The sequence below is a fragment of the Flammeovirga aprica JL-4 genome, assembly GCF_012844305.1.
Classification (GTDB): domain Bacteria; phylum Bacteroidota; class Bacteroidia; order Cytophagales; family Flammeovirgaceae; genus Flammeovirga; species Flammeovirga aprica.
The window spans coordinates 1-25,858 of the sequence record NZ_JABANE010000117.1 but is presented as its reverse complement, the minus strand read 5'-3'; the positions used below and the strand labels follow the sequence as shown (position 1 = coordinate 25,858).

17 protein-coding genes are annotated in these 25,858 nt (G+C 36.6%); 9 read left to right on the top strand and 8 right to left on the bottom strand.

The genetic code is table 11. The annotated features are described in order from the left end of the window. Positions 1 to 414: 414 nt before the first annotated feature. On the bottom strand, positions 415 to 1,035 hold the full coding sequence (locus tag HHU12_RS27980; RefSeq protein ID WP_169660039.1) for a nucleoside/nucleotide kinase family protein: 621 nt from the start codon (positions 1,033 to 1,035) through the stop codon (positions 415 to 417). A gap of 80 nt (positions 1,036 to 1,115) precedes the next feature. Next, a complete protein-coding gene (locus HHU12_RS27975; protein WP_240971160.1) occupies positions 1,116 to 3,362 on the bottom strand; it encodes a S46 family peptidase in 2,247 nt (748 codons plus the stop codon). A gap of 206 nt (positions 3,363 to 3,568) precedes the next feature. On the opposite strand from HHU12_RS27975, the gene HHU12_RS27970 reads away from it, so the two are divergent. Next, on the top strand, positions 3,569 to 5,203 hold the full coding sequence (locus tag HHU12_RS27970) for a tetratricopeptide repeat protein (protein ID WP_169660038.1): 1,635 nt from the start codon (positions 3,569 to 3,571) through the stop codon (positions 5,201 to 5,203). A 165-nt stretch (positions 5,204 to 5,368) separates the two neighbouring features. On the opposite strand, the gene HHU12_RS27965 is transcribed toward HHU12_RS27970, so the two are convergent. The 3 genes from HHU12_RS27965 to rpsO all read right to left on the bottom strand — a co-directional run bounded on the left by HHU12_RS27965 (position 5,369) and on the right by rpsO (position 9,369). Then, complete coding sequence (locus HHU12_RS27965; protein ID WP_044207596.1) at positions 5,369 to 6,232, bottom strand: sigma-70 family RNA polymerase sigma factor; 864 nt, start codon at positions 6,230 to 6,232, stop codon at positions 5,369 to 5,371. Between the two features lie 265 nt (positions 6,233 to 6,497). Further along, positions 6,498 to 8,786 (bottom strand): polyribonucleotide nucleotidyltransferase, encoded by a 2,289-nt coding sequence (gene pnp, locus HHU12_RS27960; protein WP_169660041.1) that lies wholly within the window; start codon positions 8,784 to 8,786, stop codon positions 6,498 to 6,500. A gap of 307 nt (positions 8,787 to 9,093) precedes the next feature. Beyond that, positions 9,094 to 9,369, bottom strand: a complete 276-nt coding sequence (rpsO, locus tag HHU12_RS27955; protein WP_169660037.1) for a 30S ribosomal protein S15 — start codon at positions 9,367 to 9,369, stop codon at positions 9,094 to 9,096. Between the two features lie 274 nt (positions 9,370 to 9,643). Here rpsO and HHU12_RS27950 point away from each other — a divergent pair, with 274 nt between their 5' ends. Next, positions 9,644 to 11,053 (top strand): methyltransferase RsmF C-terminal domain-like protein, encoded by a 1,410-nt coding sequence (locus tag HHU12_RS27950; RefSeq protein ID WP_169660036.1) that lies wholly within the window; start codon positions 9,644 to 9,646, stop codon positions 11,051 to 11,053. 418 nt (positions 11,054 to 11,471) lie between these two features. Here HHU12_RS27950 and nhaC read toward each other — a convergent pair whose 3' ends face one another. From nhaC to dxs, 3 genes are all read right to left on the bottom strand, one after another. Then, positions 11,472 to 12,938, bottom strand: a complete 1,467-nt coding sequence (gene nhaC / locus HHU12_RS27945; RefSeq protein WP_205960007.1) for a Na+/H+ antiporter NhaC — start codon at positions 12,936 to 12,938, stop codon at positions 11,472 to 11,474. A gap of 155 nt (positions 12,939 to 13,093) precedes the next feature. Next, a complete protein-coding gene (locus HHU12_RS27940) occupies positions 13,094 to 14,890 on the bottom strand; it encodes a GAF domain-containing protein (RefSeq protein ID WP_169660035.1) in 1,797 nt (598 codons plus the stop codon). A 119-nt stretch (positions 14,891 to 15,009) separates the two neighbouring features. Further along, on the bottom strand, positions 15,010 to 16,953 hold the full coding sequence (gene dxs, locus HHU12_RS27935; RefSeq protein ID WP_169660034.1) for a 1-deoxy-D-xylulose-5-phosphate synthase: 1,944 nt from the start codon (positions 16,951 to 16,953) through the stop codon (positions 15,010 to 15,012). Between the two features lie 365 nt (positions 16,954 to 17,318). On the opposite strand from dxs, the gene leuC reads away from it, so the two are divergent. The 7 genes from leuC (at position 17,319) to HHU12_RS27900 (ending at position 25,616) form a co-directional block, all read left to right on the top strand. Further along, the gene (gene leuC, locus HHU12_RS27930; protein ID WP_169660033.1) at positions 17,319 to 18,719 is read left to right on the top strand and encodes a 3-isopropylmalate dehydratase large subunit; all 1,401 of its coding nucleotides are present in this window, start codon (positions 17,319 to 17,321) and stop codon (positions 18,717 to 18,719) included. A 26-nt stretch (positions 18,720 to 18,745) separates the two neighbouring features. Beyond that, a complete protein-coding gene (gene leuD, locus HHU12_RS27925; RefSeq protein ID WP_169660032.1) occupies positions 18,746 to 19,342 on the top strand; it encodes a 3-isopropylmalate dehydratase small subunit in 597 nt (198 codons plus the stop codon). 26 nt (positions 19,343 to 19,368) lie between these two features. Then, positions 19,369 to 20,457, top strand: a complete 1,089-nt coding sequence (gene leuB / locus HHU12_RS27920) for a 3-isopropylmalate dehydrogenase (RefSeq protein WP_044207617.1) — start codon at positions 19,369 to 19,371, stop codon at positions 20,455 to 20,457. Positions 20,458 to 20,694: 237 nt separating this feature from the next. After that, positions 20,695 to 21,252, top strand: a complete 558-nt coding sequence (locus tag HHU12_RS27915; RefSeq protein WP_169660031.1) for a hypothetical protein — start codon at positions 20,695 to 20,697, stop codon at positions 21,250 to 21,252. 240 nt (positions 21,253 to 21,492) lie between these two features. Then, entirely contained in the window at positions 21,493 to 21,939 is a 447-nt protein-coding gene (locus HHU12_RS27910; RefSeq protein WP_169660030.1) for a hypothetical protein, read from the top strand. Positions 21,940 to 22,163: 224 nt separating this feature from the next. Further along, positions 22,164 to 24,950: an outer membrane beta-barrel protein gene (locus tag HHU12_RS27905; RefSeq protein WP_169660029.1), complete on the top strand. Its 2,787-nt coding sequence runs from the start codon at positions 22,164 to 22,166 to the stop codon at positions 24,948 to 24,950. 30 nt (positions 24,951 to 24,980) lie between these two features. Then, entirely contained in the window at positions 24,981 to 25,616 is a 636-nt protein-coding gene (locus HHU12_RS27900) for a hypothetical protein (RefSeq protein ID WP_169660028.1), read from the top strand. The last annotated feature ends 242 nt before the right edge of the window (positions 25,617 to 25,858 follow it).

Here is a 25,858-nt window from a genome sequence, read left to right as displayed (position 1 = left end):
TAAACCCTCTTACTAAGTAAACCTCCTTCTTGGAATATTACAAGTAATGATTGATATACAAACCTAAGGTTCAGTCATGGTGCACGTAATTATTGTTCCATTTCTTTTGTCATAGCACTTAAGTACTAGGATAAAAGTAAATAGACACTTTACCTCATCACTTCCACAAAAGTGAATTAGATAAATAGCATTTAGAAATCAGGAGATTTCTAATGATCTGTAGGACACGAATGACGCTGGCGCTTAACATTCGCGCCAGTGGTTCTACTACTTTTCCCTAGCGCAAGAGTTAAGCGATAGCGTCTCTTGTGCTTGGAAGGTCTTTAGAAGTCTCTGACTTCTAGTAAATAGTAAACTTTCCAATTATTTCTATCCTATTAATTCTTCAATAAAGGTGTTGTCCACTAGATAAAATCACTTTTCCAAAAGGTGATCATTAATCAGAATAAAATCAGCTTTATCTTTTGGATTGTCATTTTCAAAGTGAAGATGCTGGGCAGGAAAGTAAGTCGTATCATATTCTTCCTTCAAAGCTTCTTCTGATAAACCTTCTTGGTTTCTTACTAAAGCACGCTCAAATGCTGTTTCAAATGAACATTCAATCCATATTCTATAATCAAAATCAAACTGTTCTTGAAAAAGGAAAATACCTTCTACTAATAAGATCTCAACATCATTGATATCGTAATGAAAATCTATCAGTTCTTCACTGTGATCTGGAGCTGAATGTTGAGCGATAAAATCAATCTTACCATCTTGTTTTAAGGGTTTAATCAATTTCTCGTTCATCTCTTCAAAACGGAAAGACTTTCTATAAAAATGCTCAGCAGGGTTTTCTTTAGAGAATCGACGAGAAGGTTTTTCCAGCCAGCCATCAATACCAATCAACTCACACTTTATGCCTTTTGAAATTAAACCATCAAATAATTTCTGACCGATATAGCCTTTTCCGGAGCCATCAATTCCTGAAATGCCTACCATAAGTGGTCGGTGATATTTTGCTTTTTGCTGAAGTGTATAGAATAGGTTATTCATTGTGTATTTATTTTTATAAATGTAAAAAGGTTGGCCTGTATAATACAAACCAACCTTTCCATTAAATGCCATATTAAGAATTAATACTTCGTAGGCATTAAGTCTTCATATGCTTTACCTTTCGCTTTCTTACCTCCAACAATTGTCATTTCATCAACAATGTTTTTAGCACCATACACTTTGTCAATTGTCCAAAGTACATAACGTACGTCCACGTTGATACAACGCTGTAATTCTGGCTCGAATGCGATGTCACCGCTCATTGCTTCCCAGTTACCATCAAAAGCTAAACCGATTAATTCACCGTTGCCGTTGATTACTGGAGAACCTGAGTTACCGCCTGTAATATCATTATTAGTGATGAAAGCAATACGCAACTCTCCGTTTTGATCTGCATATCTGCCAAAATCTCTCTTCACTACTTTCTCCTTGATTTCTTTTGGTAAAATGAACTCATGGTTTTTAGGATCTTCTTTCTCCAATAAACCTTTTGAAGTAGTATAGTAAGAATAGAACATCGCGTCACCTGGGATGTAATCTTTTACAGTACCATAAGTCAAACGCATTGTAGAGTTGGCATTTGGATAGTATGATTTATCTGGATTCATTTCACGAATACCTTTTACATATAATCTGTTTCCGTCCTCTACTTTCATTTCTGCTTCTTGCTCCGCTTGAACTACTGTTAGGTAAGACTGGAAGAATTCATTGTGCAATTGCGTCAACATATCCTCGCCATAAACAGCTGCAGATGGGTTGTTGATAAATGCTTCCATACGACCTTGGTCAGTAAATACTGAAGTTGTGAATGCTTTCTCAACATAAGCCACATAGTCACCATTAAATTCTCTTTCAATTAATTCATACACTGAAGGAACTGGAAGATCTTTGTTTTCAGGACGACCTAAAACTTCTTTGTATTTCTTCAATAATACTACCGCTAATTCTTTATCAGTAGCATAATCATAATCTTTGAAGAAACCTTCTGCTTGACTTAAAGCACTTGCTTTTGCATCTTTCACTACAGACTCAGAAACTTCTTCTGCTGTAACTTCACCTACAAAACGAGCTGCTTTTCTAGCTTGCATTACTGCTTCAATACGGAAACCACCTTGTGTTAAAAGCACCATTGCTACACGGCCATCTCTTTTACCGTCATAACCTACTTTCAACATATCAGTAACAGTACCATATTCTTTTTTACGGTTAGCGTCTTGAGCTACCCAAGTATTGAACTTACTTTCTTCCGCTTGTTTTTTCTCAATAACATGCTGACGTTTCAGACCTTTCGTCTGACCGATAAAGTACTTCCAATAGTTAGCAGTACTAGCGTATTTTGAAGCATATTGTAATCTTACTTTTGGATCAGCATCCATGTGCTTTCTCCAAGTTTTCAAGATTGCATCACGCATTTCAACAAATAATGGGTTAAACACCTCTATTTGTTGCTTTACACCTTCAGAAGTTAAGTAACGATCTGTAGACCCTGGATAACCCATGATCATTGCAAAGTCGTCTTTCTGAACACCATTGATAGAAACTGGCAAGTGGTGTTTTGGTGTGTAAGGGATGTTATCCTCAGAGTATTTTGCAGGCTTATTGTCTTTGCTAGCATAAACACGGAAGATAGAGAAGTCACCAGTATGTCTTGGCCACATCCAGTTATCCGTATCGCCACCAAATTTACCTACTGCTTCTGGAGGGTTACCTACTAAACGGATGTCATCATAACGCTCATAAACGAACATATAAAATTCATTTCCTTCAAAGAAAGATTTCACAACAACTTCATAGCTGTCATTGTTCAATTCACCTTCTTTTTCCGCTTTGATGCCTGCCATTACTTCTTGAGCTTTTTTTGCTCTTTCAGCACCAGTAAGTCCTTCCAATTCTTTGTTGACTTTGGCTGAAACATCATCCATACGCTGTAAGAAACGTACAAATAATCCTTCGATTGGCTTTTCTTCATCGTGGCTTTTGGCAAAAAATCCGTTCGTTAAGTAATCATTTTCTACAGTACTTACCGATTGGATACCACCATATCCACAGTGGTGGTTTGTAAAAATCAGACCTTTGTCTGATACGATTTCACCTGTACAGAATCCACCGAAGTGAACGATTGCGTCTTTGAGAGAGCTGTTATTGACACTGTAGATCTCTTCAGCCGTAAGCTTCAGACCTTCCTTTTTCATGTCTGTGTAGTTCAGACGCGAAACAAACATTGGCAACCACATTCCTTCGTCAAGTTGCTTTTTTGGACCTAAATCAGAGGCAATTACCTGTGATGACAACATCAAAACAAGTAAAACTTGAATCCATTTTTTCATTATTCTCGTATGGTTAGTAAATATTCTTAATTATTCAATTGCAATTCTACCAAAATCATTTAACAAATCACATTAGGACCAAGATTTGCATTGTGATAATGTACTCTTAATCTCTTTGTTTAAGATAGATTAACTTAAATTGTAGAAGCATACGTTTTTACGAATGCTCCGGTAGAACATGTATAAATAAATACTTGTCTTTTGTTATGACGAAAATAATCAAATACTTATTATCTAGCGTCGTCTTTTTTATCTTCTTATCCTCTAATAGTTTTGCTCAAAATTTCAATACTTACTTTGCAGACGGAAAAGCGGCCTTTGACCAAAAAAATTATAATAAAGCAATTCAAAAATTTCAAACTGCCAGAAGTGTCGGTAAAGAAACAATAGGTGAAACACACCCTGACTACATTCTTAACATCGAATTTCTGGCAAAATCATATGAAGCACAAAAAGATTTAGGTAATGCTAATATCTATTATACTTCATTAGAAAAGCTGTTGGTAAAATCAGGTAATGCCGTTTCCAAAAAAATGGGAGACGCCCAAGAAGTCATTGCAGACAATAGTCTTATAATGAAAAATTTCCCCCAGGCAGATGTATACTACCAAAAGGCACTGACAACAAGAGAAAAAAGCAGTGGGAAAGCATCTAAAGATTACACTCTCACTTATCATAAATATGCTAGACTGTACCTGAGAGGCCGTAAATACAAAGAGGCTGAAACTATGTACAGAAATCTTGAAGACCTTGCAGAAAAAACAATAAAAGGTACTGATGAGTATGCTCAAATTCTTTCTGAGCAGGCTGAGGTTTTTATGGGATTAAAGAGAATAGATGAAGCTTCTATGCAGCTAAACATGTCTATTGCCGCCTATGAAAAGACCAAAGCTCCAAAATCAAGTTACGTTCAACTCTACCTTCAAGAAGCTTCTCTGTTAGAAAAAACAGGACAAAAGGAAGCTGCTATCAAATCGTACTATAAATATATCGATAACTTGGCCAAGGCCATCACTGTCAAAAATCCTAAGTACATCACAGAAGTTGAACGTTTAGCAATCCATTTAGATGAAGCTTTGAATTCTCCTAAAGATGCTCATAACTTTATCAAGAAAAAATTAGTGGCCAATATCGCTACATTCACTGAAAACAGTACTCAAGTGGCTGTTACATATATTGAATTAGCAGAAATTGAATTGAATTTGAAAAATATACCGCTAGCAGAACAATACTCTAATAAGGCGATTGCTATTTATCAGGAATTAGGAAAGGATAAATCTCCTGAAGGAATTGTTGCCACTATTACTTCTGCAAGAGTGAAAAGTCAGCAGAAGAAAGATGATGAAGCTGAAAAGTTGTATAAAAAAGCAATCACTGATGCTGAACAACATTTATCTGACAAACATACAAGCTACGGTCAGGCATTGGATAGTTTAGCCTTCTTCTATATCGAAAGAAAAAGATTTGAAGACGCTGAAAATGAAATTATGAAGGGACTTGGAACAAGAGAGAAAAATGTTGGAAAACAGCATATTGATTACGGCAACTCTCTTTATAGTTTATCAAGACTTTATTCTTCTCAAGACAGTTTAGTAAAAGCAGAAAAAGCATTGAAAAGTGTGGCCAAAGTAAGAGAAGGTTATTATGGTGCTTTGACGCTTGAACACGTTACTTGTATAAAAGAACTTGGTGATCTTTATGCTAAAATGGGAGAGGAGAAAAAAGTTGTAGCTCTGAAAACTTACCGCAGAGCAATTTCTCTTTATGAAGGCATTGGCATGAAAGACAGCCCTGTTGTCAAAGAAATTTATGGAAAGATTGATGAGATTAATGCTCAATAACTTTATTTCATCACATTAAAAAAAGCTTCAATTCATCGAATACAAGATGGTTGAAGCTTTTTTTGTTACAGAGAAAAAGGTGAAAATGAGTTCGAAATAAAAAAGGTCAGTTAAATAAATAACTGACCTTTTTTATATGGTTACATTAAAAGTACTTACTTTTGACTATCCTAAGTAAGGTTTTAATGCTTTACTTCTTGATGTATGACGTAGACGTCTGATGGCTTTTTCTTTAATTTGACGCACACGCTCACGCGTTAAATTAAATTTCTCTCCAATTTCTTCTAATGTCATTGAATGCTCTCCGTTTAATCCGAAGTATAAAGTAATTACATCTGCCTCACGTTTTGTTAACGTAGAAAGGGCACGTTGAACTTCTTTACGTAAAGAGTCATTCATCAACTCTGTATCTGGCTTTTCCTCCATGTCATTTTCCAACACGTCGTAAAGGTTATTTTCTTCACCTTGTACGAAAGGAGCATCCATAGATACGTGGCGACCAGAAATTTTCATTGTATCTACAACTTCGTTTGTAGTTACATCTAAAACTTCTGCAAGTTCGTCTGGAGATGGTTCACGTTCATAACGTTGTTCCAATTCAGAGAAAGTCTTTGAAATCTTGTTCAATGAACCTACTCTGTTCAATGGTAAACGTACGATACGTGATTGTTCTGCTAATGCCTGAAGGATAGATTGTCTAATCCACCATACTGCATAAGAGATAAACTTAAAACCACGAGTCTCGTCGAAACGTTGGGCAGCTTTAATCAAACCCAAGTTACCTTCGTTGATCAAGTCACCTAAAGAAAGTCCCTGATTCTGATACTGCTTAGCTACAGAAACTACGAAACGTAAGTTGGCTTTCGTTAATTTCTCTAATGCAATTTGATCGCCCTCACGAATTTGCTTTGCAAGAGTTACTTCTTCATCAGGTGTTAGCAGGTCAACCTTACCAATTTCTTGTAAGTATTTGTCCAGCGATTGTGACTCCCTGTTCGTGATCTGTTTACTGATCTTGAGTTGTCTCATCCGTTCTTTTTTGCCATTGTTAAGATTTTCTCAAAAGTATTCTTTATAAGATAAGGAATTTCTTGAGAAAATATTTATAATCAGGAATTTATCACTGCAAATATTGTGCAGTTCATAAATTCACTACATAATTGACTAAAAAAAGACATATAAAGTTTAGCAAATACTCAAAATAAATTTAAAGCGTTAGAGCTTGTTTGAAATTTTTATTAATTAAAATTCAAACTTCAAACACGCTCTCACTAAACTGTCTTTTAATAGATTATTATCTTCTGTTGTAACCACCACGGTCACCTCTGTCGCCTCTATCTCTGCGGTCACCGCGATCACCACCACGGTTAAAACCACCTCTTCTATCACCACCACGGTCATTACGGTCTCTTCTCTCACGTGGAGGAGGAGGAGTATAACCTTCTGGCATAGGAAGTAACGCCTTACGAGATAATTTGAATTTACCTGTCTTAGGGTCGATTTCAAGCAACTTGATATCAACTTTATCACCTACTTTCAAGATGCTTTCCACATTGTCAGTACGCTCCCAAGCGATCTCTGAGATGTGTAATAAACCTTCTTTACCAGGCATAAACTCAACGAATGCACCGAATGGCTGTAATGATTTTACAGTACCAGGGTAAGTTTCACCAACTTCAGGTTGTGCTACGATAGCTTTTACTCTATCTACAGCACCGTCCATTGCTACTTTATCAACAGCAAAGAAGCTTACTTGACCTTGGTTTTCTACTTCTTCGATAACGATAGTTGCACCTGTGTCTTTTTGGATCTCTTGGATCACTTTACCACCTGGTCCAATTACAGCACCGATTAAGTCTTGAGGAATCATCATCACAAAACTACGTGGAGCGTGTGGTTTCAAGTCATCTCTTGAAGTTGAGATTACTTCATCCATTACTTCACGAATGTGAGCTCTACCTCTGTTAGCTTGTTCTAAAGCTTGCTTCAACACTTCATATGGAAGACCATCAACTTTGATATCCATTTGACATGCTGTAATACCTTTTTCAGTACCTGTTACTTTGAAGTCCATATCACCTAAATGATCCTCATCGCCTAAGATATCTGATAAGATGGCATATTTTAATTCACCTGTTTCAGGATCGTTTTCTGAGATCATACCCATTGCAATACCTGATACAGTACCTGTGATATTCACACCTGCATCCATTAGTGCTAATGAACCTGCACAAACAGTTGCCATTGATGACGAACCATTTGATTCCAAAATATCAGAAACGATACGGATAGTGTATGGGTTTTCAGTTTCTGGAGGAAGAACTCTTGCTAAAGCTCTGTGACCTAAGTTACCGTGACCTACTTCTCTACGTCCAGGACCTCTGTTTGGTCTTACCTCACCAGTTGAGAAACCAGGGAAGTTGTAGTGAAGGATGAACTTGCTAGAGCTAGACTCCATCGCTGAATCTAACATTTGTTCGTCCATTTTAGTTCCCAAAGTAACCGTAGTCAATGATTGAGTTTCACCACGAGTGAACAAAGCAGAACCGTGAGCCGAAGGTAATACGTCTACCTCAGGAACGATTGGTCTTACTTCCTCTAAATCACGACCGTCTAAACGGTTTTTAGTATTCAATACTAAATCACGAGAAGCTTTCTTCTCACATTTAGCTACGTAACGCTTGATAAGCGGTAACTTCTCTTCAGTTTCCTCATCTTCCGGTAAAGCCTCGAAGTACGCTTTTTTCACTTCAGTGAAAGCCGCCTTACGCTCTGACTTACCTTTGATACCTTGAGCTGCTACTGCATATAATTTATCATAAAGAGCAGTGAAAACTTCTTCTTTTAAAGCTTCGTCTTCTACGTCACCTACAAACTCTCTGTATTCAGTAACGCCAACTGCTTCTCTTAATTCTATTTGAATTGCACACTGAGTTTTGATTGCCTCATGACCTACTTTAATTGCTTCGATCATTTCATCTTCACCCACTTCTTGCATTTCACCCTCTACCATTGTGATGTTTTCAGCAGTAGCACCGATCATAAGATCTAGCGTACAACCTTCCATCTGTGCTGGAGTTGGGTTAACGATGTACTCACCGTTAGTGTCTTTGATTACCCTAACTTCTGAGATAGGACCATCAAAAGGAATGTCTGTGATTGATAATGCTGCAGATGCTGCCAATGCCACTAATGCGTCTGGCAAAGCGTCTTTATCTGCTGAGATCATAGTGATCATGATTTGAGTATCATGATAATAGTCAGAAGGGAATAATGGACGAATTGCTCTGTCCACTAAACGAGAGATTAAGATTTCACGATCACTTAAACGTCCTTCTCTTTTTAAGAAACCGCCAGGAATCTTACCTGCAGACGCAAATTTTTCTTGATAATCTACTGAAAGTGGCAAAAAGTCAGCACCCTCTCTTTTCTCTGGGTTAGAAACAACAGTTGCTAATAGCATTGTATTTCCCATGCGCAAAACGATCGATCCGTCTGCTTGTCTTGCCATTCTACCTGTTTCTAATGAAATCTCACGTCCATCAGGAAGGGCAACTGTTTTTTTAATCACGTTTTCAAACATCGTAATTGTGTTGTGTTTTAATATTTTCTTCAAACAAAGCAGATATTTAAGGACCGAGTCCTATCTGCATTCATACAAGGATTGCTGTAAAAATTTGTTGAAATTACTTTAGTCCAAGTATTTAAATTAGGCTAGTAAAAGCGAACTTTTGCCAACCCCAAAAATTAGTGATTTTTTATGGATAAATCACTTCTTGCCAGTCTTTTATTTCAATAAATTAGTCAAAATAAAAGGCAATGTATAAATACGCAAAAAGGGAATTCCAGATTTTGGAATCCCCTGAGTGGTATTTTTACACCAGAAAGAATTACTTTCTGATACCAAGTTCTTTGATAATCGCTCTGTAACGGTTGATATCTTTTTTAGCTACATAGTCAAGCATAGAACGACGCTTACCTACTAACTTCATCAAACCACGACGAGATGAGTGATCTTTTTTGTTCGACTTTAAGTGCTCCGTTAAGTGTTGGATACGCTTAGTGAACAATGCGATTTGAGCTTCTGGAGAACCAGTGTCTTTCTCACCATCTTTGCTGTATGAAGCAAAAATCTCTTTTTTGTACTCAGGGCTTAAATAATCCATAAAACCACAAATTAGTTTTGCGAAAAACTTGAATTTCACGTTACAATATCCTTTTGACAGCGATAACGCGTGCCGAATATTGCTCCCCTCAATTCGTAGTTACTTCGAGTGTTACATAAAATTTTCAGGGTGCAAAACTAAGTATATTTTGTAAAAAATCCGAATAATATTCAACATAACAGTATTCATTAACGAAAAATTACAATATTCGCACTATACGGGCAGACCTTATGTCTACCTAATGAAATAATGATGACAATAATAGGAGTTCACCATGGGAAATAGATCTGAAAATCTACCGAAAAAATTTACTGAGCGTCTTCAAGGACAAATTTCTGCTGAGGACTTTGATGCTTTCAAGGAAGCGATTGATGGACAGGTACCTGTATCTTACAGAACCAACCCTTTCAAACCCGCAGAGATTACTTTTTCAGATACCACACCGGTGCCATGGTGCGACGAAGCTCAATATATTGCCAAGCGTCCATCGTTTGCTGAAGATCCTTTGATTTTTGCTGGTGCATATTATGTACAGGAAGCATCTTCTATGTTTCTTTGGAAAGCACTAAAACAACACGCTCCATTAGAGAAAGACCTAAGAGTATTGGATTTATGTGCTGCTCCTGGAGGAAAAAGTACATTGATCAATTCTCTTCTGACACCTAAGAGTGTTTTGGTTTCCAATGAAATTGTAGGTAAAAGATCCCTGCCATTAATTGACAACCTTGTAAGATGGGGAAATCCTAATACATTAGTAACGGGTAACTACGCGGAAAGCTTTGCTCCTCTAAGGGAATATTTCGATGTAGTAGTGACTGATGCTCCATGTTCAGGAGAGGGAATGTTTAGAAAAGATCCTAAAGCATCTGAACTTTGGTCAACGTCTTTAGTAGATTCTTGTGCGTCTATCCAAGAGAGTATCGTCGATCATATTCCTCATGCCTTAAAAGCGGGTGGCTTATATATTTATAGTACGTGTACTTTCGCTCCTCAAGAAAACGAAGAACGTTTAGTACAAATACTAGAATCAGACGAATTTGAACCTTTAGAAATCGACATTGATCCTTCTTGGGGAATCTCTACAGTTGAGGTGGAAAGAAACGGAGTGAAAGCCATCGGTTACCGTTTTATTTTCCACAAGACAAAAGGAGAGGGGTTATTCTTAACCGCTTTCAGAAAAAAAGGAGAACCATCTATCCACCAAAAATTCAGCGTTTCTCCTAAAAAGATGAAATCTGTCTTTATGGTGAAAAAGAGAGAGTCGGAAGAGTTAAGAAAATGGCTGGAAAACGGAAAAGATTTTGAATTCTACCAAGACGGAGAAGATGTATACGCTATCCCTTCTCACATGGTACAAGATTTCAAAATCATGAAAGTCACTCAAAAGCTCCGTCATCAAGGCATCAAAATGGGACGTTTCAATAAAAAGAACGGTCAACTGATCCCTGATCACGAACTAGCAGTCTCCAATATTGTTTCTGCCAAAATCCCAACATTAGATGTGGAATACAGAGATGCTATTGATTTCTTGAAAAAACAGGAAATGAGCGTTAAAACTATTCAAGGCGTAAAAGGTTGGGCTATTATCAAATACAAAGGTCTTGCATTGGGTTGGGTGAAAGTATTGCCAAACCGTTTGAATAATTATTATCCTTCAGAATTGAGGTTAAGGAAGGATGTATAAAATATAGAGTTAATAATTAGAACTCTACAATACAAAAAGGGTGAAAAGTTTAATAGACTTTTCACCCTTTTTGATTCTGTAAAAACACAGAACTATATAAAAACAAAAAAAGCTAGCTGAAGCAGCGAGCTCTTTCCTGTTAAACCTAATTTTATTAACCCATTATCAATCAAAAATCTTTATGTTTTTTAATCTTTAATGTCTTATCTGATGTAAATGTAATAAAAAGTTTATAAATACAAACGGATTCTTTAAAATATTATTTACAATTATTAAATAAATCCCATTTTAAACCCTAAAATGGTGTTAAAATGGTAACTTCTGAATGTATAAAATGTTTAAAAAAGTGATTTTTAGAAAAAAAAAGAGCACCACCCTTTTTGGGCAGTACTCTTTGTAAAAAAGAGAAGGGAACTTTCTAAGCTACCGCTTCTTCTTCTGTAGAAAGTCGCTTGATCTTGATTTTTAAAGCTGCGAACAATACTGTCATGATCGGACTTAATATGTTGAAGAAACAATACGGTAAGTATGCGCCTGTTGCTACTCCTAATACAGTGGACTGTGCCACTCCACAGGTGTTCCAAGGCACCAATACCGATGTTACTGTTGCTGTATCTTCTAGTGTTCTACTTAAGTTTTCTGGAGCTAGTCCTTTTTCTTTAAATGCTGATGCATACATCTTTCCTGGTACTACGATAGAAAGGTATTGATCTGATGCTGTGATATTAAAGAAAATACAAGTAGAGGCTGCTGAGGCAAATAAACCTGTTTCACTTGTTACTTTTGAAATGATGGTTTCTGTGATCTTTGTAAGCATACCACTGATTTCCATCGCTCCACCAAATGCCATGGCTACTAAAATCAGCCAGATGGTATTCAACATGCCTAACATTCCGCTTGACGAAAGTAATTCAGATACGATCGTATTATCTGATGAGATGGATACGCCTTCGTACATTGATTTCATCAATACCATATATGAACCTTCCCATGTTCCTGCTAAATCTCCTGCAAGTAGGTTTACAGTCTGTGGTTGTGCTACCAACCCTACGACCGCCCCTGCCAATGAACCAATCAATAATGCTGGTAATGCTGGTACTTTCTTTACAATAAGGAAAACGACCAATGCGGGTACGATAAATAGGAAAGGTGAGATATTGAAGGATGCATCCAAAGCTGTTAATACTTCCTGTACATCTGCTTGTGATACTGTTGATTCATAATCAAAGCCAATAATCAAAAAGATAATAGAGGCAATTGTGAATGACGGTACGGTTGTAAGCGTCATGTATTTGATGTGCGTGAACAAGTCTGTCCCTGCCACTGCAGGCGCTAGGTTAGTAGTATCTGATAACGGCGACATTTTATCACCGAAATAAGCACCACTGATAATTGCACCTGCTACTAAACCCTCAGACATTCCTAGTGTTTTACCAATGCCCAATAATGCTAAACCTACTGTTGCAATTGTAGACCATGAACTACCTGTTGCCACTGATACAATAGCACAGATAATAATAGTAGCAAAAAGGAAAATAGAAGGGTTTAAGATTTTCAATCCGTAGTATACCATTGCGGGAACAATTCCTCCCAGCAACCATGTTCCTGCCAATGCTCCAATCATTAATAAGATCAAAATAGAGGGCATGGCTGAGCCAATACTGTCCACAATTCCGTCCATTAAGACATCCCAAGAAACTTTTAATTTAAATATAGCTACTATCGCTACAACTGCAGTAGCGAGCATTAATACAACTTGATTAGAGCCTGATAATCCGTCGTCTTTAAAGATCAAGACATTGACGGTTAGCATAATAATTAAAAAAAGAATTGGTATAATAGATTCTAAAAATGATGGTTTTTTCTGTCCATTCATAGTATTCATAGTTTCAATTAGGCACGTATTGCCTTTAGTCCTCGTTTATATGTATGGTAAAACTACTAAAAAGGGATGCAAATACAACAGTTTATGACAGTTGTATTTGCATCCCTTAAGTATTAATTGTATAACTAATGTTATTTTCTAGCAAAAAAGCTTAATTATTCAGCTTGCTCAGTAAGTTGACCTTCCAGATAGCGGATACGTTGTTTTTGTAATTCAATTTCATCTCTGAGCTTTATTACGACTCTTGAGGTATCCATATCAGCTATAGATGAAGCAATAATCTCTGATAGTTTCTTTAGGAAATCAATATGATACGCATCAAGTACTGAGAAAGATGAAATCTCTAAAATGCCGTACATCACATCACCATAAATCAATGGAAGAATAATCAAACACTTTGGTTTCGCTCCTCCCATTCCTGATGAAATATTGACATAATTATCTGGTACATCTTCAATATAAACCATCTTCTGTTCTTTGTAGACTTGACCTAAAAGACCATTTTCAAGGTCATATTGCCTCTCTTCATATCTCTTCTTATCGTAAGCATAAAGAGCCATTAATTTCAAATACTGCTTTCCTTCCGCATCTTCTTTTAAAAGAATAAATGTCCCCTGACTTGCTTCAATGTAATTGATAATGCTACGAAGCAGATTGTCATACCATTCTTCCTGACTTTTAGTTTTTTCTCTCAACAGCTGATTAAATTGTGCCATTCCATTGATCACCCAATTCCTTTTCTGTTCTTCCTCTTGAACATCACGGAATTTATCTCTCATTTGAATTAAGTCATTGGCTAAAGGTGTTTCTCTGAATTTTGTATCATAGGTTACATCTACGTCACCTTCTGTTACTTTTCGTGAGAACATATTTGCAGCCTGAAGCTGCTCATCTAATGAATATAAATTATTAGAGATCTCTGAGACCTCATCATATTTGAATTTCTGGTTACTCTTGAAATCCACTAATGATTTCCCTTCATTAATCCTTTTTGTAATATTAAAGAGGAATTCAAAACGTTTCCCTACTGCTCTTGAGAACATGAAAACGAACCAGCTTAATATTAAGGCCTGAAGAATAAACACTGCCAGAAACGTGATCATCATCCATTTTACATAACTCTCACTATTCGAAAGCACCTTTTCAGATAAGCTGATCAAACGTGTATTGATTTTTTCTTGTAAATCGGATACGTCTTTCATCAAACCTGAATTCTGACCTCTTCCTATTACTTTCATCAAATCTACTACCTTATGCATTCCAAACTGATAAGCTGCTAAGTTGGCTCTAAGCGTTCTCACTTCTTGCTCTGTTAAATCATTTACAGAACGGTTCTGATACATTCTGACAATTTCCAGCTCAAACTCTTCTACACTTTCATCAAAAAGCTTTAAGTATTTCGATTCTCCTCTTAATAAGTAATCTTTTTCATTTCTTCTCATTGTCAGAAGCATCCCCATATCTAAAGTAATATGCGTTTTCTCAATTTTATGAATCTTCGAACGCATATTACCAATCATCCCCCAGTCTTTAAAACCAAGGTCGAGGTACTTTCTCATCAAGAAGTCTTGCTGTGCTTTCAATTGTTCCATATCTGAACGCAAGAACTCCATTTCTTTTGCTCTGGAATCATTCAGACGGTCCATATGCTTTCTTACTTCCTCTACGGTAAATAAGGCTGAATCTAATAAACTGATGGACCTGACTGTATTGGTACTTTTTCTTTTCTTATAAAACTCTGCAGAGATCAAATCTTCCAGCAAGAAATTCTTGTAGTAGATTTCAGACTCTGTATATAAAGAGTTGCATTTTTTGAATTGTTCAGTCAACTCGTTCGTTTCAACTAATGAACGTGTACCTAAGAATACTAATGCCAGAGTTGACAATAGTAAAACAGTATTTACTACAAAAAGAACACCTAAGCGAAAACGAATAGTTTTACGAATAATCATATGCTTTTGCTTGATAAGTAACCAAAAAAATAAGGAATGCCTAAAAGCTATGCTTTTAAAACATTCCTTACTTCAAAAATATTGCCTCAATCCCTCTTTTTATAAAAATGAAAGATCAATTATTTCGTTTTCTCAAAAACTTTCACCTCTTCAGACACAACTGAGGATAATTTCATAACTGCATCAAAAATACCATCATGATCAAAACCAGCCTCACGTTGTAACTCAATCTGCTCTCCATGCTCAATGATAGCATCAGGAATACCTAAACGAACTACTGTTTTATTTGTATACTGATTATCCATCATCCATTCTAAAACAGCACTACCGAATCCACCCATCAAGGCACCGTCTTCGATGGTGATTACTTTATCATACTTCGCAAAGATTTCTTCTAAAAGTTCAGCGTCCAAAGGTTTCACAAAACGCATATCATAATGACCTGGATTTACTCCTGCCATTTGGAAACGGTCTCTTAATTGTACCACATAATTTCCGATATGACCGAAAGTAAGGATTGCGATTTCTTCTCCCTCTTGAATTACTCTACCTTTTCCTACTTGAATTTCTTCCATAGGCACTCTCCATTCCGGCATTACACCCTGCCCACGAGGGTAACGGATAGAGAAAGGTGAAGTTCTGTGACTGACCGCTGTCTTCATCATATGGCGAAGTTCAGCTTCATTCATTGGGGCCGCTACTACCAAATTAGGAATACAGCGCATAAAAGGAATATCATATGCACCGTGGTGAGTGGCACCATCTGCTCCTGCAAAACCTGCTCTATCTAAACAGAATATCACTGGCAAGTTTTGAATACATGCATCATGCACCACTTGATCGTAAGCTCTTTGCATGAAAGAAGAATAGATATTACAGAAAGGAATCATTCCTTCTGCTGCTAAACCTGCCGCAAATGTTACGGCATGTTGCTCTGCAATACCCACATCAATGGCTCTGTCCGGCATTTCCTTCATCATGATATTCAATGAACATCCTGAAGGCATTGCTGGCGTGATACCCATGATTTTATCATTCTCCTTGGCCATTTCTAAAATGGTCTCACCAAATACAGTTTGGTATTTAGGTGGCTGAGGAGTTTTGTGTACTTTCTTTTTGATTTCACCTGTCAGCTTATCAAACTTACCTGGAGCGTGCCATAAAGTTTGATCTTTCTCCGCTAAAGCATAGCCTTTACCTTTAACTGTAACAGCGTGAATAATTTTTGGACCAGGGATTTTTTTCAAATCTTCGAATACATGTACCAAGTGATTGATATCATGACCGTCTACAGGACCAAAATAACGAAGACCTAATGCTTCGAATAAATTGCTTTGCTCTAATAAAGCTGACTTCAATGCATTTTCTGCTGCTGAAACTGCCTGTTGAGCATGTGGACCGATCTTTTTGACCTTTCCTAGCATATTCCAAACTTCATCCTTGATTTTATTATAAAAAGGAGAAGTAGTAATGTCTGTCAAATAATCTTTTAAGGCACCTTGGTTAGGGTCGATGGCCATTCTATTGTCATTTAATACAATTAGAATGTTCGCATCTGATGCACCTGCGTGGTTCATGGCTTCGAAAGCCATACCTGCAGTCATAGAACCATCACCAATTACAGCGATGTGCTGTCTATCATGCTCGCCTTTTTCTTTAGAGGCAATTGCCATACCTAAAGCCGCACTGATAGAAGTGGAAGAGTGTCCTACACCAAAAGTATCGTATTCACTTTCGTCACGTTTGGGGAAACCGGATAACCCACCATACTGACGGTTTGTGTGAAACGAATCTCTTCTACCTGTAAGAATTTTATGATTATATGCTTGATGGCCAACATCCCAAACGATGCGGTCATAAGGAGTATTGTAAACGTAATGGAGTGCAGTAGTTAGTTCTGTTACTCCTAAGCTTGCCCCAAAATGTCCACCATAAATTGAAACATTGTCAATGATGAATTGTCGCAGTTCTTCGTTTACTTGATAAAGTTTATCAAAAGGAAGCTTACGCAAGTCACTTGGCGAATCTATTTTTGCAAGAAGTTTACCCGGTTCAATTAGCATAACTAGAGTGTCTTTATTTAACCTTAAAATCGAGTTCTGAAATCGTAATTATAATTCAGAACGAATTTTAAATAGATCTATAGGTAATTAAATTTGTCACTATAGACTTTTATAGTTTGTACTATTAATCAACAATTTGTTTTATCAAAACTGATTCTTGTTAAGAATTGTTTTAATAAAGCATAAGATTAAACGAATTTAGGCAAAAATACAACAAAGATTCCCGCTGTAACAAAAAGGGAATAAAATAGTTCTAAATTTTAGCAGATTTCTCTCATATTCTTGTGATATGTAAGGTTTAAACCTAATTCGTTGTCACAGAATGGAGTAATACCGAATAGGAAAAGATATAAAACAACAAATACATGAGCAACAACAAACCGAGAACATTGTTCGACAAAGTATGGGATAACCATGTCGTACAACGCAAAGAAGGATTTCCTGATGTGTTATACATCGATACACATTTTATTCATGAGGTAACTAGCCCTCAAGCATTCAATGGACTTCGTAGCAGAGGAATCCAACTCGCTCGTGTAGATCAAACTTGGGGAACAGCGGATCACAACGTTCCTACTAAAGATCAGCACCTTCCAATCAAAGAGGCTTTATCAAGACACCAAGTGGAAACACTGACTAAAAACTGTGATGAGTTTGGTGTGAAATTATATGGATTAGGTCACCCGTTCCAAGGTATCGTTCACGTGATCGGACCTGAGTTAGGGGTTACTCAGCCAGGAAAAACAATTGTTTGTGGTGATAGCCATACTTCTACTCACGGTGCGTTCGGTTCCATTGCATTTGGTATCGGTACGTCACAAGTGGAGCAAGTAATGTCATCTCAATGTACTCTTCAAAACAAGCCTAAGGCAATGAGAATCGTTGTGGATGGTGAGTTACAAGAAGGTGTAGGTGCGAAAGATATTGTACTTTATGTCATTTCTAAATTGTCAGCTTCAGGGGGTACAGGTTACTTCGTAGAATTTGCTGGTTCTGCTATCCAAAACTTATCAATGGAAGGTAGAATGACAGTTTGTAACATGAGTATTGAAATGGGTGCCCGTGGTGGTATCATTGCTCCTGACCAAACTACTTTCGATTATTTAGAAGGAAGAGAATTCGCTCCAAAGGGTGAGAAATGGGAAGAATCATTGGCGTATTGGAAATCACTTCCTACAGATGAAGGCGCAACATTTGACGCTGAATTCGTCTATAACGCTGCTGATATTGCACCAATGGTTACTTATGGCACTAACCCTGGTATGGGTGTTGGTGTAGACAAATCAGTTCCTACTCCTGAAAGCGAATCAGACAAGAAAGCTTTAGAATACATGGGCTTGAAAGAAGGTGAAGCGTTAATCGGTAAGCCAATCGACTATGTATTTATCGGTAGCTGTACAAATGCTCGTATTGAGGATTTAAGAGCAGTAGCTGATTTTGTAAAAGGTAAAAAGAAGGCTGACGGCGTAAATGTTTGGATCGTTCCTGGTTCAAAGCAAGTTGAAAAACAAGCGATCGCTGAAGGTTTAGATCAAGTATATGCTGAAGCTGGTTTTGAATTAAGAGAGCCAGGTTGTTCAGCTTGTTTGGGTATGAATGAAGATAAAGTTCCTGAAGGAATGTACTGTATTTCTACTTCAAACAGAAACTTTGAAGGACGTCAAGGTCCTGGTGCTAGAACGTTACTTGCTTCTCCATTAACTGCTGCTGCGGCCGCTGTAAAAGGTCACATTGTAGATGTAAGAGGAGAGTTAACTACTGCATAATTTTAATATTTAAAGAGAATATCAACATGAAATATACAAAATCGACTTGCGTTCCTTTAAATATTGAGAACGTAGATACAGATCAAATTATCCCTGCTCGTTTTTTGAAAGCGACAACTAAAGAAGGCTTCGGTGATAACCTTTTCAGAGACTGGAGATATGACAAACAAGATCAGCCAATTCCTGATTTCGTATTGAACCAAGATACTTACAAAGGTGAAATCTTAGTAGCTGGAAAGAACTTTGGCTGTGGTTCATCACGTGAACACGCTGCTTGGTCTATTGATGACTACGGGTTTAAAATCGTAGTATCAAGCTTCTTCGCAGACATCTTCAAAGGAAACGCTTTGAACAACGGATTACTTCCTTTAGTAGTTTCTGAAGAATTCTTAGCAGAGCTTTTTGCTGATATTGAGGCAGATCCTTCGACTACTTTAGAAGTGGACTTAGAATCTCAAACGGCTTGGATTTCTGGTAAAGAAGAAAACAAACAATCTTTCGAGATTGATGACTATAAGAAAATGTGTTTGATCAATGGATATGACGATATCGATTATCTATTGAGCTTAAAAGAAAACATTGCGAAATACGAGCAAGATCGTATTTATGCATTCAATGTCTAATTCAAACTCAAACAACAAACAAAAAAATGAATAAGAAAATCACAGTACTTGCAGGTGACGGTATCGGATTAGAAGTTACAGGCATTACTCAAAATATATTAGAGATCATCGGTGAGCGTTTTGGTCACTCATTCGAATTCTCTCCAGCATTAATTGGTCACTCAGCTATCGAAGCAACAGGCGAACCTTGTCCACAAGCTACTATTGATGCTTGTAAAGCTTCTGATGCAGTGCTATTAGGTGCTGTAGGTATGCCAATGTATGACAACAACCCTAACTTAAAAGTACGTCCTGAGCAAGGTTTACTTAAAATCCGTAAGGAATTAGGATTATTCTCAAACATTCGTCCTATCAAATTATTTGATGAGTTATTATATACTTCATCAATCAAACCTGAAATTCTTCAAGGTTCTGACATCATTTTCTTCCGTGAGTTGACGGGTGGTATCTACTTCGGTACTCCACGTGAGCGTAACGAAGACGGTACTGAAGCAATTGACACATTACGTTACTCTAAAATGGAGGTAGAACGTATCGCTCGTCAAGCTTTTGAATCAGCAATGACTCGTCGTAAGAAATTATGTTCTGTAGATAAAGCAAACGTATTGGAATCTTCTCGTTTATGGAGAGAAACAGTACAAGCACTTTCTGCTGAGTACCCTGAAGTAGAAGTTACTCACATGTTCATTGACAATGCCGCAATGCAATTGATCCGTGATCCTAAGCAATTCGACGTAATTGTAACAGGAAACATGTTTGGTGATATCCTTACTGATGAGGCTTCTCAAATTGCAGGTTCTATGGGTATGTTGCCTTCTGCTTCTGTTGGTTCAGAAATCGGATTGTACGAGCCAATTCACGGTTCTGCTCCTGATATTGCAGGTAAAGGTATCGCTAACCCAATCGCTTCTGTGCTTTCAGGTGCATTATTGTTAGATATCTCTTTCGGATTAAAAGACGAGAGCGATGCAATCATCAGTGCTGTTGATCAATTCTTGAAAGATGGATACAGAACGTTAGATATCGCTACGGAGGAAACTCCTGAAGATAAGCGTATGAATACTGAACAAACAGGTAAGAAATTGGCAGAGTTATTAGCTTCTGTGACAGTGTAACTACCTATTGTTAAATACTAAGGATCCTGCCTTCTTCTCGAAGGTGGGATTTTTTTATGTCTAAAAATTTATAATATCATTTTGGGTGGTACGTGTGGGCAGTCACATAGGACTGCCCCTACAGACAATGTCCTTTTTAGGAATTAATTGATCTTTTTTCGGTAAAACTTACCCTGCTGGTAGCGTTTAATTAAGCATGTTTAAAAACTAATTTCTAAAACTTTATTTTTTATAAAAATGCTAAGACTTTTAACTAAACTATTAGTGCTATTTTCAGCAATAGCATTCATTTCATCATGCAGTTCTTCAAACGATGAAGTATTACCCGACGTACCAGGAGATGATAAAGTCGATGGAATCGAAGGAGTTCCTCCTGGTGATGGAGATGGAGGAACAGACAAAGGCGGTGATGATGACACAATCATTGATGGTCATGTTCCAATTTTCCCTGGCTTACCTCCAACAGATGGAGAAGGTGGTGATGACAAAGATGGAGAAGGTGATATCGATATTGATATCAAAGTCATGATCGGGTACATCGAAAAAAGAGATAATAATAGAAATGTTGTTTACAAGGTGAATCAACCACAAGCAATCGGTGAGGCTACTCATGAAGCTTCTTCTCCAATGCATCAAATTATATTTTCAGAATATAAAGGAATTGGTGGTTCTGGTGGACGAACTATAATTTATAATGTTCAAAGTATTACTGGAAACGAAGCCAAACTGATCTCTGATGATGAGAATCAAGATATTCTATATCTAAATATTCAAACGGGTGTAATTTTAAAATAATCCTATTTGTAACTTTAGTACTCGTAATCCCAGCTATTGATTTAGTTGGGATTTTTTATGCAATATCATTTTGGGTGGCACGCGTGGGTGTCGGCATGTTGGGCAGTCACATAGGACTGCCCCAACGGTACAATGTCCTTTTTGGGAATTAATTGATCTTTTTTCGGTAAAACTTACCTAGCTGATAGCGTTAGAATAACCATGTTGAAAACAAAATCTAAAACTTTAATATACAGCAAAATGAGAACTAAATCAGCTACTATTTTATTCCTTTTTTCAATCTTAAGTATTTTCTCATCATGTACTAAATCAAATGATGAGGTAGAACCGGTTTATCCAACAGAGGGTAATGTTGAGTTCTATTATAATATCACAACTGAAGGCCTAAATGTAACGAAGCAATTTGTTACGGTTTATAATACAGAGAACGCAGACAAACTAGAAGATCTAAAATTATTTGAGTTTGGAAAAAACCTGTTTATCAATGTCTACATGAAAGACGGACGTAGAATTGATATTACAGATCAAAATGAAGGAGGCAACTTATATGATATCATTGTTAGTCAAGGTATCAGAATTCAAGATATTGATTTTGGTAAGCATATGTATAGAAATTTAGAAAGTGATAAAATAGTTATGCTTAATACTTCAATCAAGGTGGTGCATGAAATACTCGAAGATGAATAAATCGTTGTTTTATGAATTGATATGATTCTTTTATACCCAGAAAACACTAAGTCCTGTAATTTTTTACAGGGCTTTTTTCGTATAAACCTTCTTATTCAATGACCACTACTTTCATTAGTTGAAAATAACTCTCCCTTCGTTGAAAATTTCTCAAACACATTTATAGGTTCTGTTTCTTTGTAATGAGTCAAGTGAACTATCCTTCTAACATCATTACGATAAAAATGAAACCTATAATTTTACTCCTTTTAATCATATCCGCAACAACGGCTTGGTCCCAAGAAATCCTTCTGCAAGGAAAGGTGACTGGAGGCGACAATAAAGAAGCATTAGTCAATGCGTTAATTACTATTTCCAATGAAGATAATAAATACCAAGTCCTTTCTAATTTGGATGGAGAATATAAAATCACGCTAAAAGAAGCCGGAAAATATAAGCTAGAGGCCATGTATTTGGGGTATAAAAATTATGCTTCAATGGTAACGGTCACTCCTAAGACAAACCAATTAGACGTTATTCTAGAATCGATGTTTACTGAATTAAATGAAGTTGAAATTGTAGGTGATGTTCCTGTTGTGATAAAAGAGGACACCCTTCAGTTTTCTTCTAATAATTATAAAACACATGAAGATGCTACAGCGGAAGATTTGGTTTCCAAAATTCCAGGAATGGACAGAGATGAAAATGGAAATGTCACTTCTGAAGGAGAAACTGTCAAAAAGGTATTGGTGGATGGAAAAGAGTTCTTTGGAGATGATCCGAAAAGTGCCATGCAAAACCTTCCTGCTGAAATGATTGATTATGTACAGGTCATTGATCAGAAAAGTGATCAGGCGGAATTTACAGGTTTTGATGATGGTAACAGAACTAAAGCCATCAATTTTGTAACGAAGAAAGATGCAAAATATGCTTATTTCGGGAAAGCAGAAGCAGGTTATGGTTCTGATGAACGTTATAGTGCTGGTGGTAATATCAATATCTTCAAAGGAGATCAACGTATTTCATTTACAGGTTTGAGTAATAATGTCAATCAACAAGGCTTTATGTCTGATAACCTTTCTTCGGGCGGTCCTAGAAGAAGAGGCGGAGGAAGAGGTCGTGGAAATGGATCTTCCAATACGATGTCTGCTAAATCTAATGGTATCAATACTTCCCATCTTTTAGGTACTAATTATATTGATTCTTGGGGTGAAAAAATTGACGTAACAGGAAGTTATAGTTACAAGTTGGTGGACAATGTAACTGATGAGGCTTCTTCTACTGAGTACCTTGTTTCTGAAAGCAGTAATCAGATTGTAGATGAAATTCTTGATATCGATTCACGAAAAGAGAATCATAATTTTAATTTCAGAATGGATTATGAATTAAGTCCTAAAACTTCTATTCGTATTCGGCCATCCATTAAAATGGAAAATGGAAACAGTGCCAACAGCAGTTTATCGAATACTTATTTGAAAGACGGAACAGATCTCAATAGTTCTGATATGAAACAGTTCAGCACCAACAACTCCGCTGATATTAACAACTCTTTCCTTATTCGTCATAAATTAAATGATAATGGCAGAACACTGACCTTAGACTGGAAATTGTATTATCATAATGACGATACCTATCAAGATGTATTTACCAACATCAATTATTTTGAAGGAGATAATACTGAAAACGATTCTACAGCTCAGAGAATTCTTGGAGACACTGAAAAATTCAGAACATCAGCTAATTTAATATTCACTGAAAAACTAGCTAAAAACCTTCAATTAAAGCTGAATTATTTTCAAAGTTGGGAAAAACAGGATGTCAATACGAGAACTTATGATATTATGGACGATGCCAATGAAGGAGATTTTATTGAAGATCTTTCTAATACTTTTACTTCAAATCAAAATATCTACAGACCTGAAGCAGGATTACTTTTCAAAAAAGATAAGATAAATATAACAACCTCATTACAGTACCAATATTCAGCTTTACTGAATGAAAGCATTTATCCTACCCAAGAGAATACCACTACGAATTTCGGTCACTTCTTACCTTCACTTTCCATTAATTATAAGTTTTCAAGAAGTAAAAGATTACGTTTCTCTTATCAGAAAAATGTCTCTTTACCGAATGTCACCAACTTACAATCTGTAGTGGATTACAGTGATCCATTAAATATTTCATCTGGTAACCCTTATTTAGAAGGAGAAGAAAGTCATGTGTTGCGTTTCAATTATAGAAACTTCAATATCGCTAGAAAGGAAATGTTCTTCATTAACCTATCGGCGACACAAACCGACAATAAAGTCACTCAATATACTTTTATCGCTGAAAATGACACCACAATCAATGGTGTTCCAGTGAGAAAAGGTGCTTCTTATACTTACCCCATCAACTTGGACGGCTACATCAATGCAAGAGGAATTATGGTTTACTCTAAACCAATCAATCCCATCAAAACCAATATTTCTTCCATGACAATGGGTAGTTACACTAGAAACGTAGGTATCACTAACGATATCACTTCTTTCACTTACGACAAGTCATTGGGACAAGGTATTCGATTATCAAGTAATATCAGTAAAAGGGTCGACTTCAATATCTCAAGTATGTGGACTTACCATTGGATCAACAACAATGCAAATGCTTCTTTGAATGGAAATTACCTTCACAATAATATCAGAGCAAGTATAAATGTTGAGCCTATCGAAAGGTTGATTTTGAATACTTCTTTCACTGGAAATATTTACAATGGCGATGATGATTTGATTCAGGATAATATCTATAAATGGAATGCTCATATCGCCTATAAAATGTTCAAAAATAGGAGAGGGGAAGCCCGATTCTCCGTTTCAGATATTCTTAATCAAAACAGTAGCATCAGCAGAACGGTAACAGAAAGCTCTATTCAAACGAGTACTTACAATGTGCTTCCACGCTATTTTATGGTTTCTTTTATTTATCGACCTAAAGGAAAAACCAATCAAAAAGGTTTTGGTGATAGAGGGGGCAGAGGTCCGAAGCCATTCTAAATAAATTTACATTATTAAAAAATACACAAAATGAAAAATCTAATTTTTACATTCCTTCTTTTAAGCCTTAGCAGTCTTGTATTTGCTCAAAGAAATTTCCCGTCTTTCACACCTCAAGAGTTCCCAAAAGAACTTTCTAAAGAATTGAAATTAGACGAAAGCACTGAGAAAAAATTAGGCAAATTATATATCCGATTACAAGAAGATGTGATGAATACCATCATGATTGCTAGAAAAGATGGTGAAACAGATCGAGCAAAAATTAAGGCTGAAACAGATGAACTTAGAGATAAACATCTTGCGAAAGCCAAAGGCATTCTTGATGCTGATACTTATTCTTCTTATAAGAAATTTATGTTGATGGAACGTGGTGAAAAGCAGGCTTATCTTTTGGAATTAAAACTTGAACTTACTCCAGATCAAAAGGAAAAATATGATGCAATCAACGCTTCTTCAAAGCAAGTTTTCCAACAAATCAGAGAGCAACATAAAGGGGATCGTGAAGCAATCAAAGAGGCTTTAGAACCTGTTATGAAACAACATGAAATGATGCTTTCTCAAGTCCTTACCGAAGAGCAAATGACTATTTATAAAGAGGCGAGAGAGGCAATGAAAAAGAAAGGACGAAGAGGTGGAAGAGGAGAAAACGGTAGAAGACCGTTCTAGAAATTGAATAAAAAAGTCAGTAGCTTAGTTTTTTAACTATATCGCAAGTGTTAAGCCGAAATAGGCGTCACTTGTGATAAATATTGGCGAAGTCTCCCGACTTCGAATGAACCAACACCTTATTCATACATATTTCGAAGTCGGGAGACTTCGCCAATGAGTAGTTCCAAGTGACGAACTGTGTTTAAAAGCAAATTTATTTCATAATTCAACCAAATTTTATTTTGGTTTTGTTTTTTGTA

Coding starts and splice junctions, on each gene's coding strand:
- HHU12_RS27980 (WP_169660039.1), bottom strand. CDS start 1,035: ATGAATAACCTATTCTATACACTTCAGCAAAAAGCAAAATATCACCGA.
- HHU12_RS27975 (WP_240971160.1), bottom strand. CDS start 3,362: ATGAAAAAATGGATTCAAGTTTTACTTGTTTTGATGTTGTCATCACAG.
- HHU12_RS27970 (WP_169660038.1), top strand. CDS start 3,569: ATGACGAAAATAATCAAATACTTATTATCTAGCGTCGTCTTTTTTATC.
- HHU12_RS27965 (WP_044207596.1), bottom strand. CDS start 6,232: ATGAGACAACTCAAGATCAGTAAACAGATCACGAACAGGGAGTCACAA.
- pnp (WP_169660041.1), bottom strand. CDS start 8,786: ATGTTTGAAAACGTGATTAAAAAAACAGTTGCCCTTCCTGATGGACGT.
- rpsO (WP_169660037.1), bottom strand. CDS start 9,369: ATGGATTATTTAAGCCCTGAGTACAAAAAAGAGATTTTTGCTTCATAC.
- HHU12_RS27950 (WP_169660036.1), top strand. CDS start 9,644: ATGGGAAATAGATCTGAAAATCTACCGAAAAAATTTACTGAGCGTCTT.
- nhaC (WP_205960007.1), bottom strand. CDS start 12,938: ATGAATACTATGAATGGACAGAAAAAACCATCATTTTTAGAATCTATT.
- HHU12_RS27940 (WP_169660035.1), bottom strand. CDS start 14,890: ATGATTATTCGTAAAACTATTCGTTTTCGCTTAGGTGTTCTTTTTGTA.
- dxs (WP_169660034.1), bottom strand. CDS start 16,953: ATGCTAATTGAACCGGGTAAACTTCTTGCAAAAATAGATTCGCCAAGT.
- leuC (WP_169660033.1), top strand. CDS start 17,319: ATGAGCAACAACAAACCGAGAACATTGTTCGACAAAGTATGGGATAAC.
- leuD (WP_169660032.1), top strand. CDS start 18,746: ATGAAATATACAAAATCGACTTGCGTTCCTTTAAATATTGAGAACGTA.
- leuB (WP_044207617.1), top strand. CDS start 19,369: ATGAATAAGAAAATCACAGTACTTGCAGGTGACGGTATCGGATTAGAA.
- HHU12_RS27915 (WP_169660031.1), top strand. CDS start 20,695: ATGCTAAGACTTTTAACTAAACTATTAGTGCTATTTTCAGCAATAGCA.
- HHU12_RS27910 (WP_169660030.1), top strand. CDS start 21,493: ATGAGAACTAAATCAGCTACTATTTTATTCCTTTTTTCAATCTTAAGT.
- HHU12_RS27905 (WP_169660029.1), top strand. CDS start 22,164: ATGAAACCTATAATTTTACTCCTTTTAATCATATCCGCAACAACGGCT.
- HHU12_RS27900 (WP_169660028.1), top strand. CDS start 24,981: ATGAAAAATCTAATTTTTACATTCCTTCTTTTAAGCCTTAGCAGTCTT.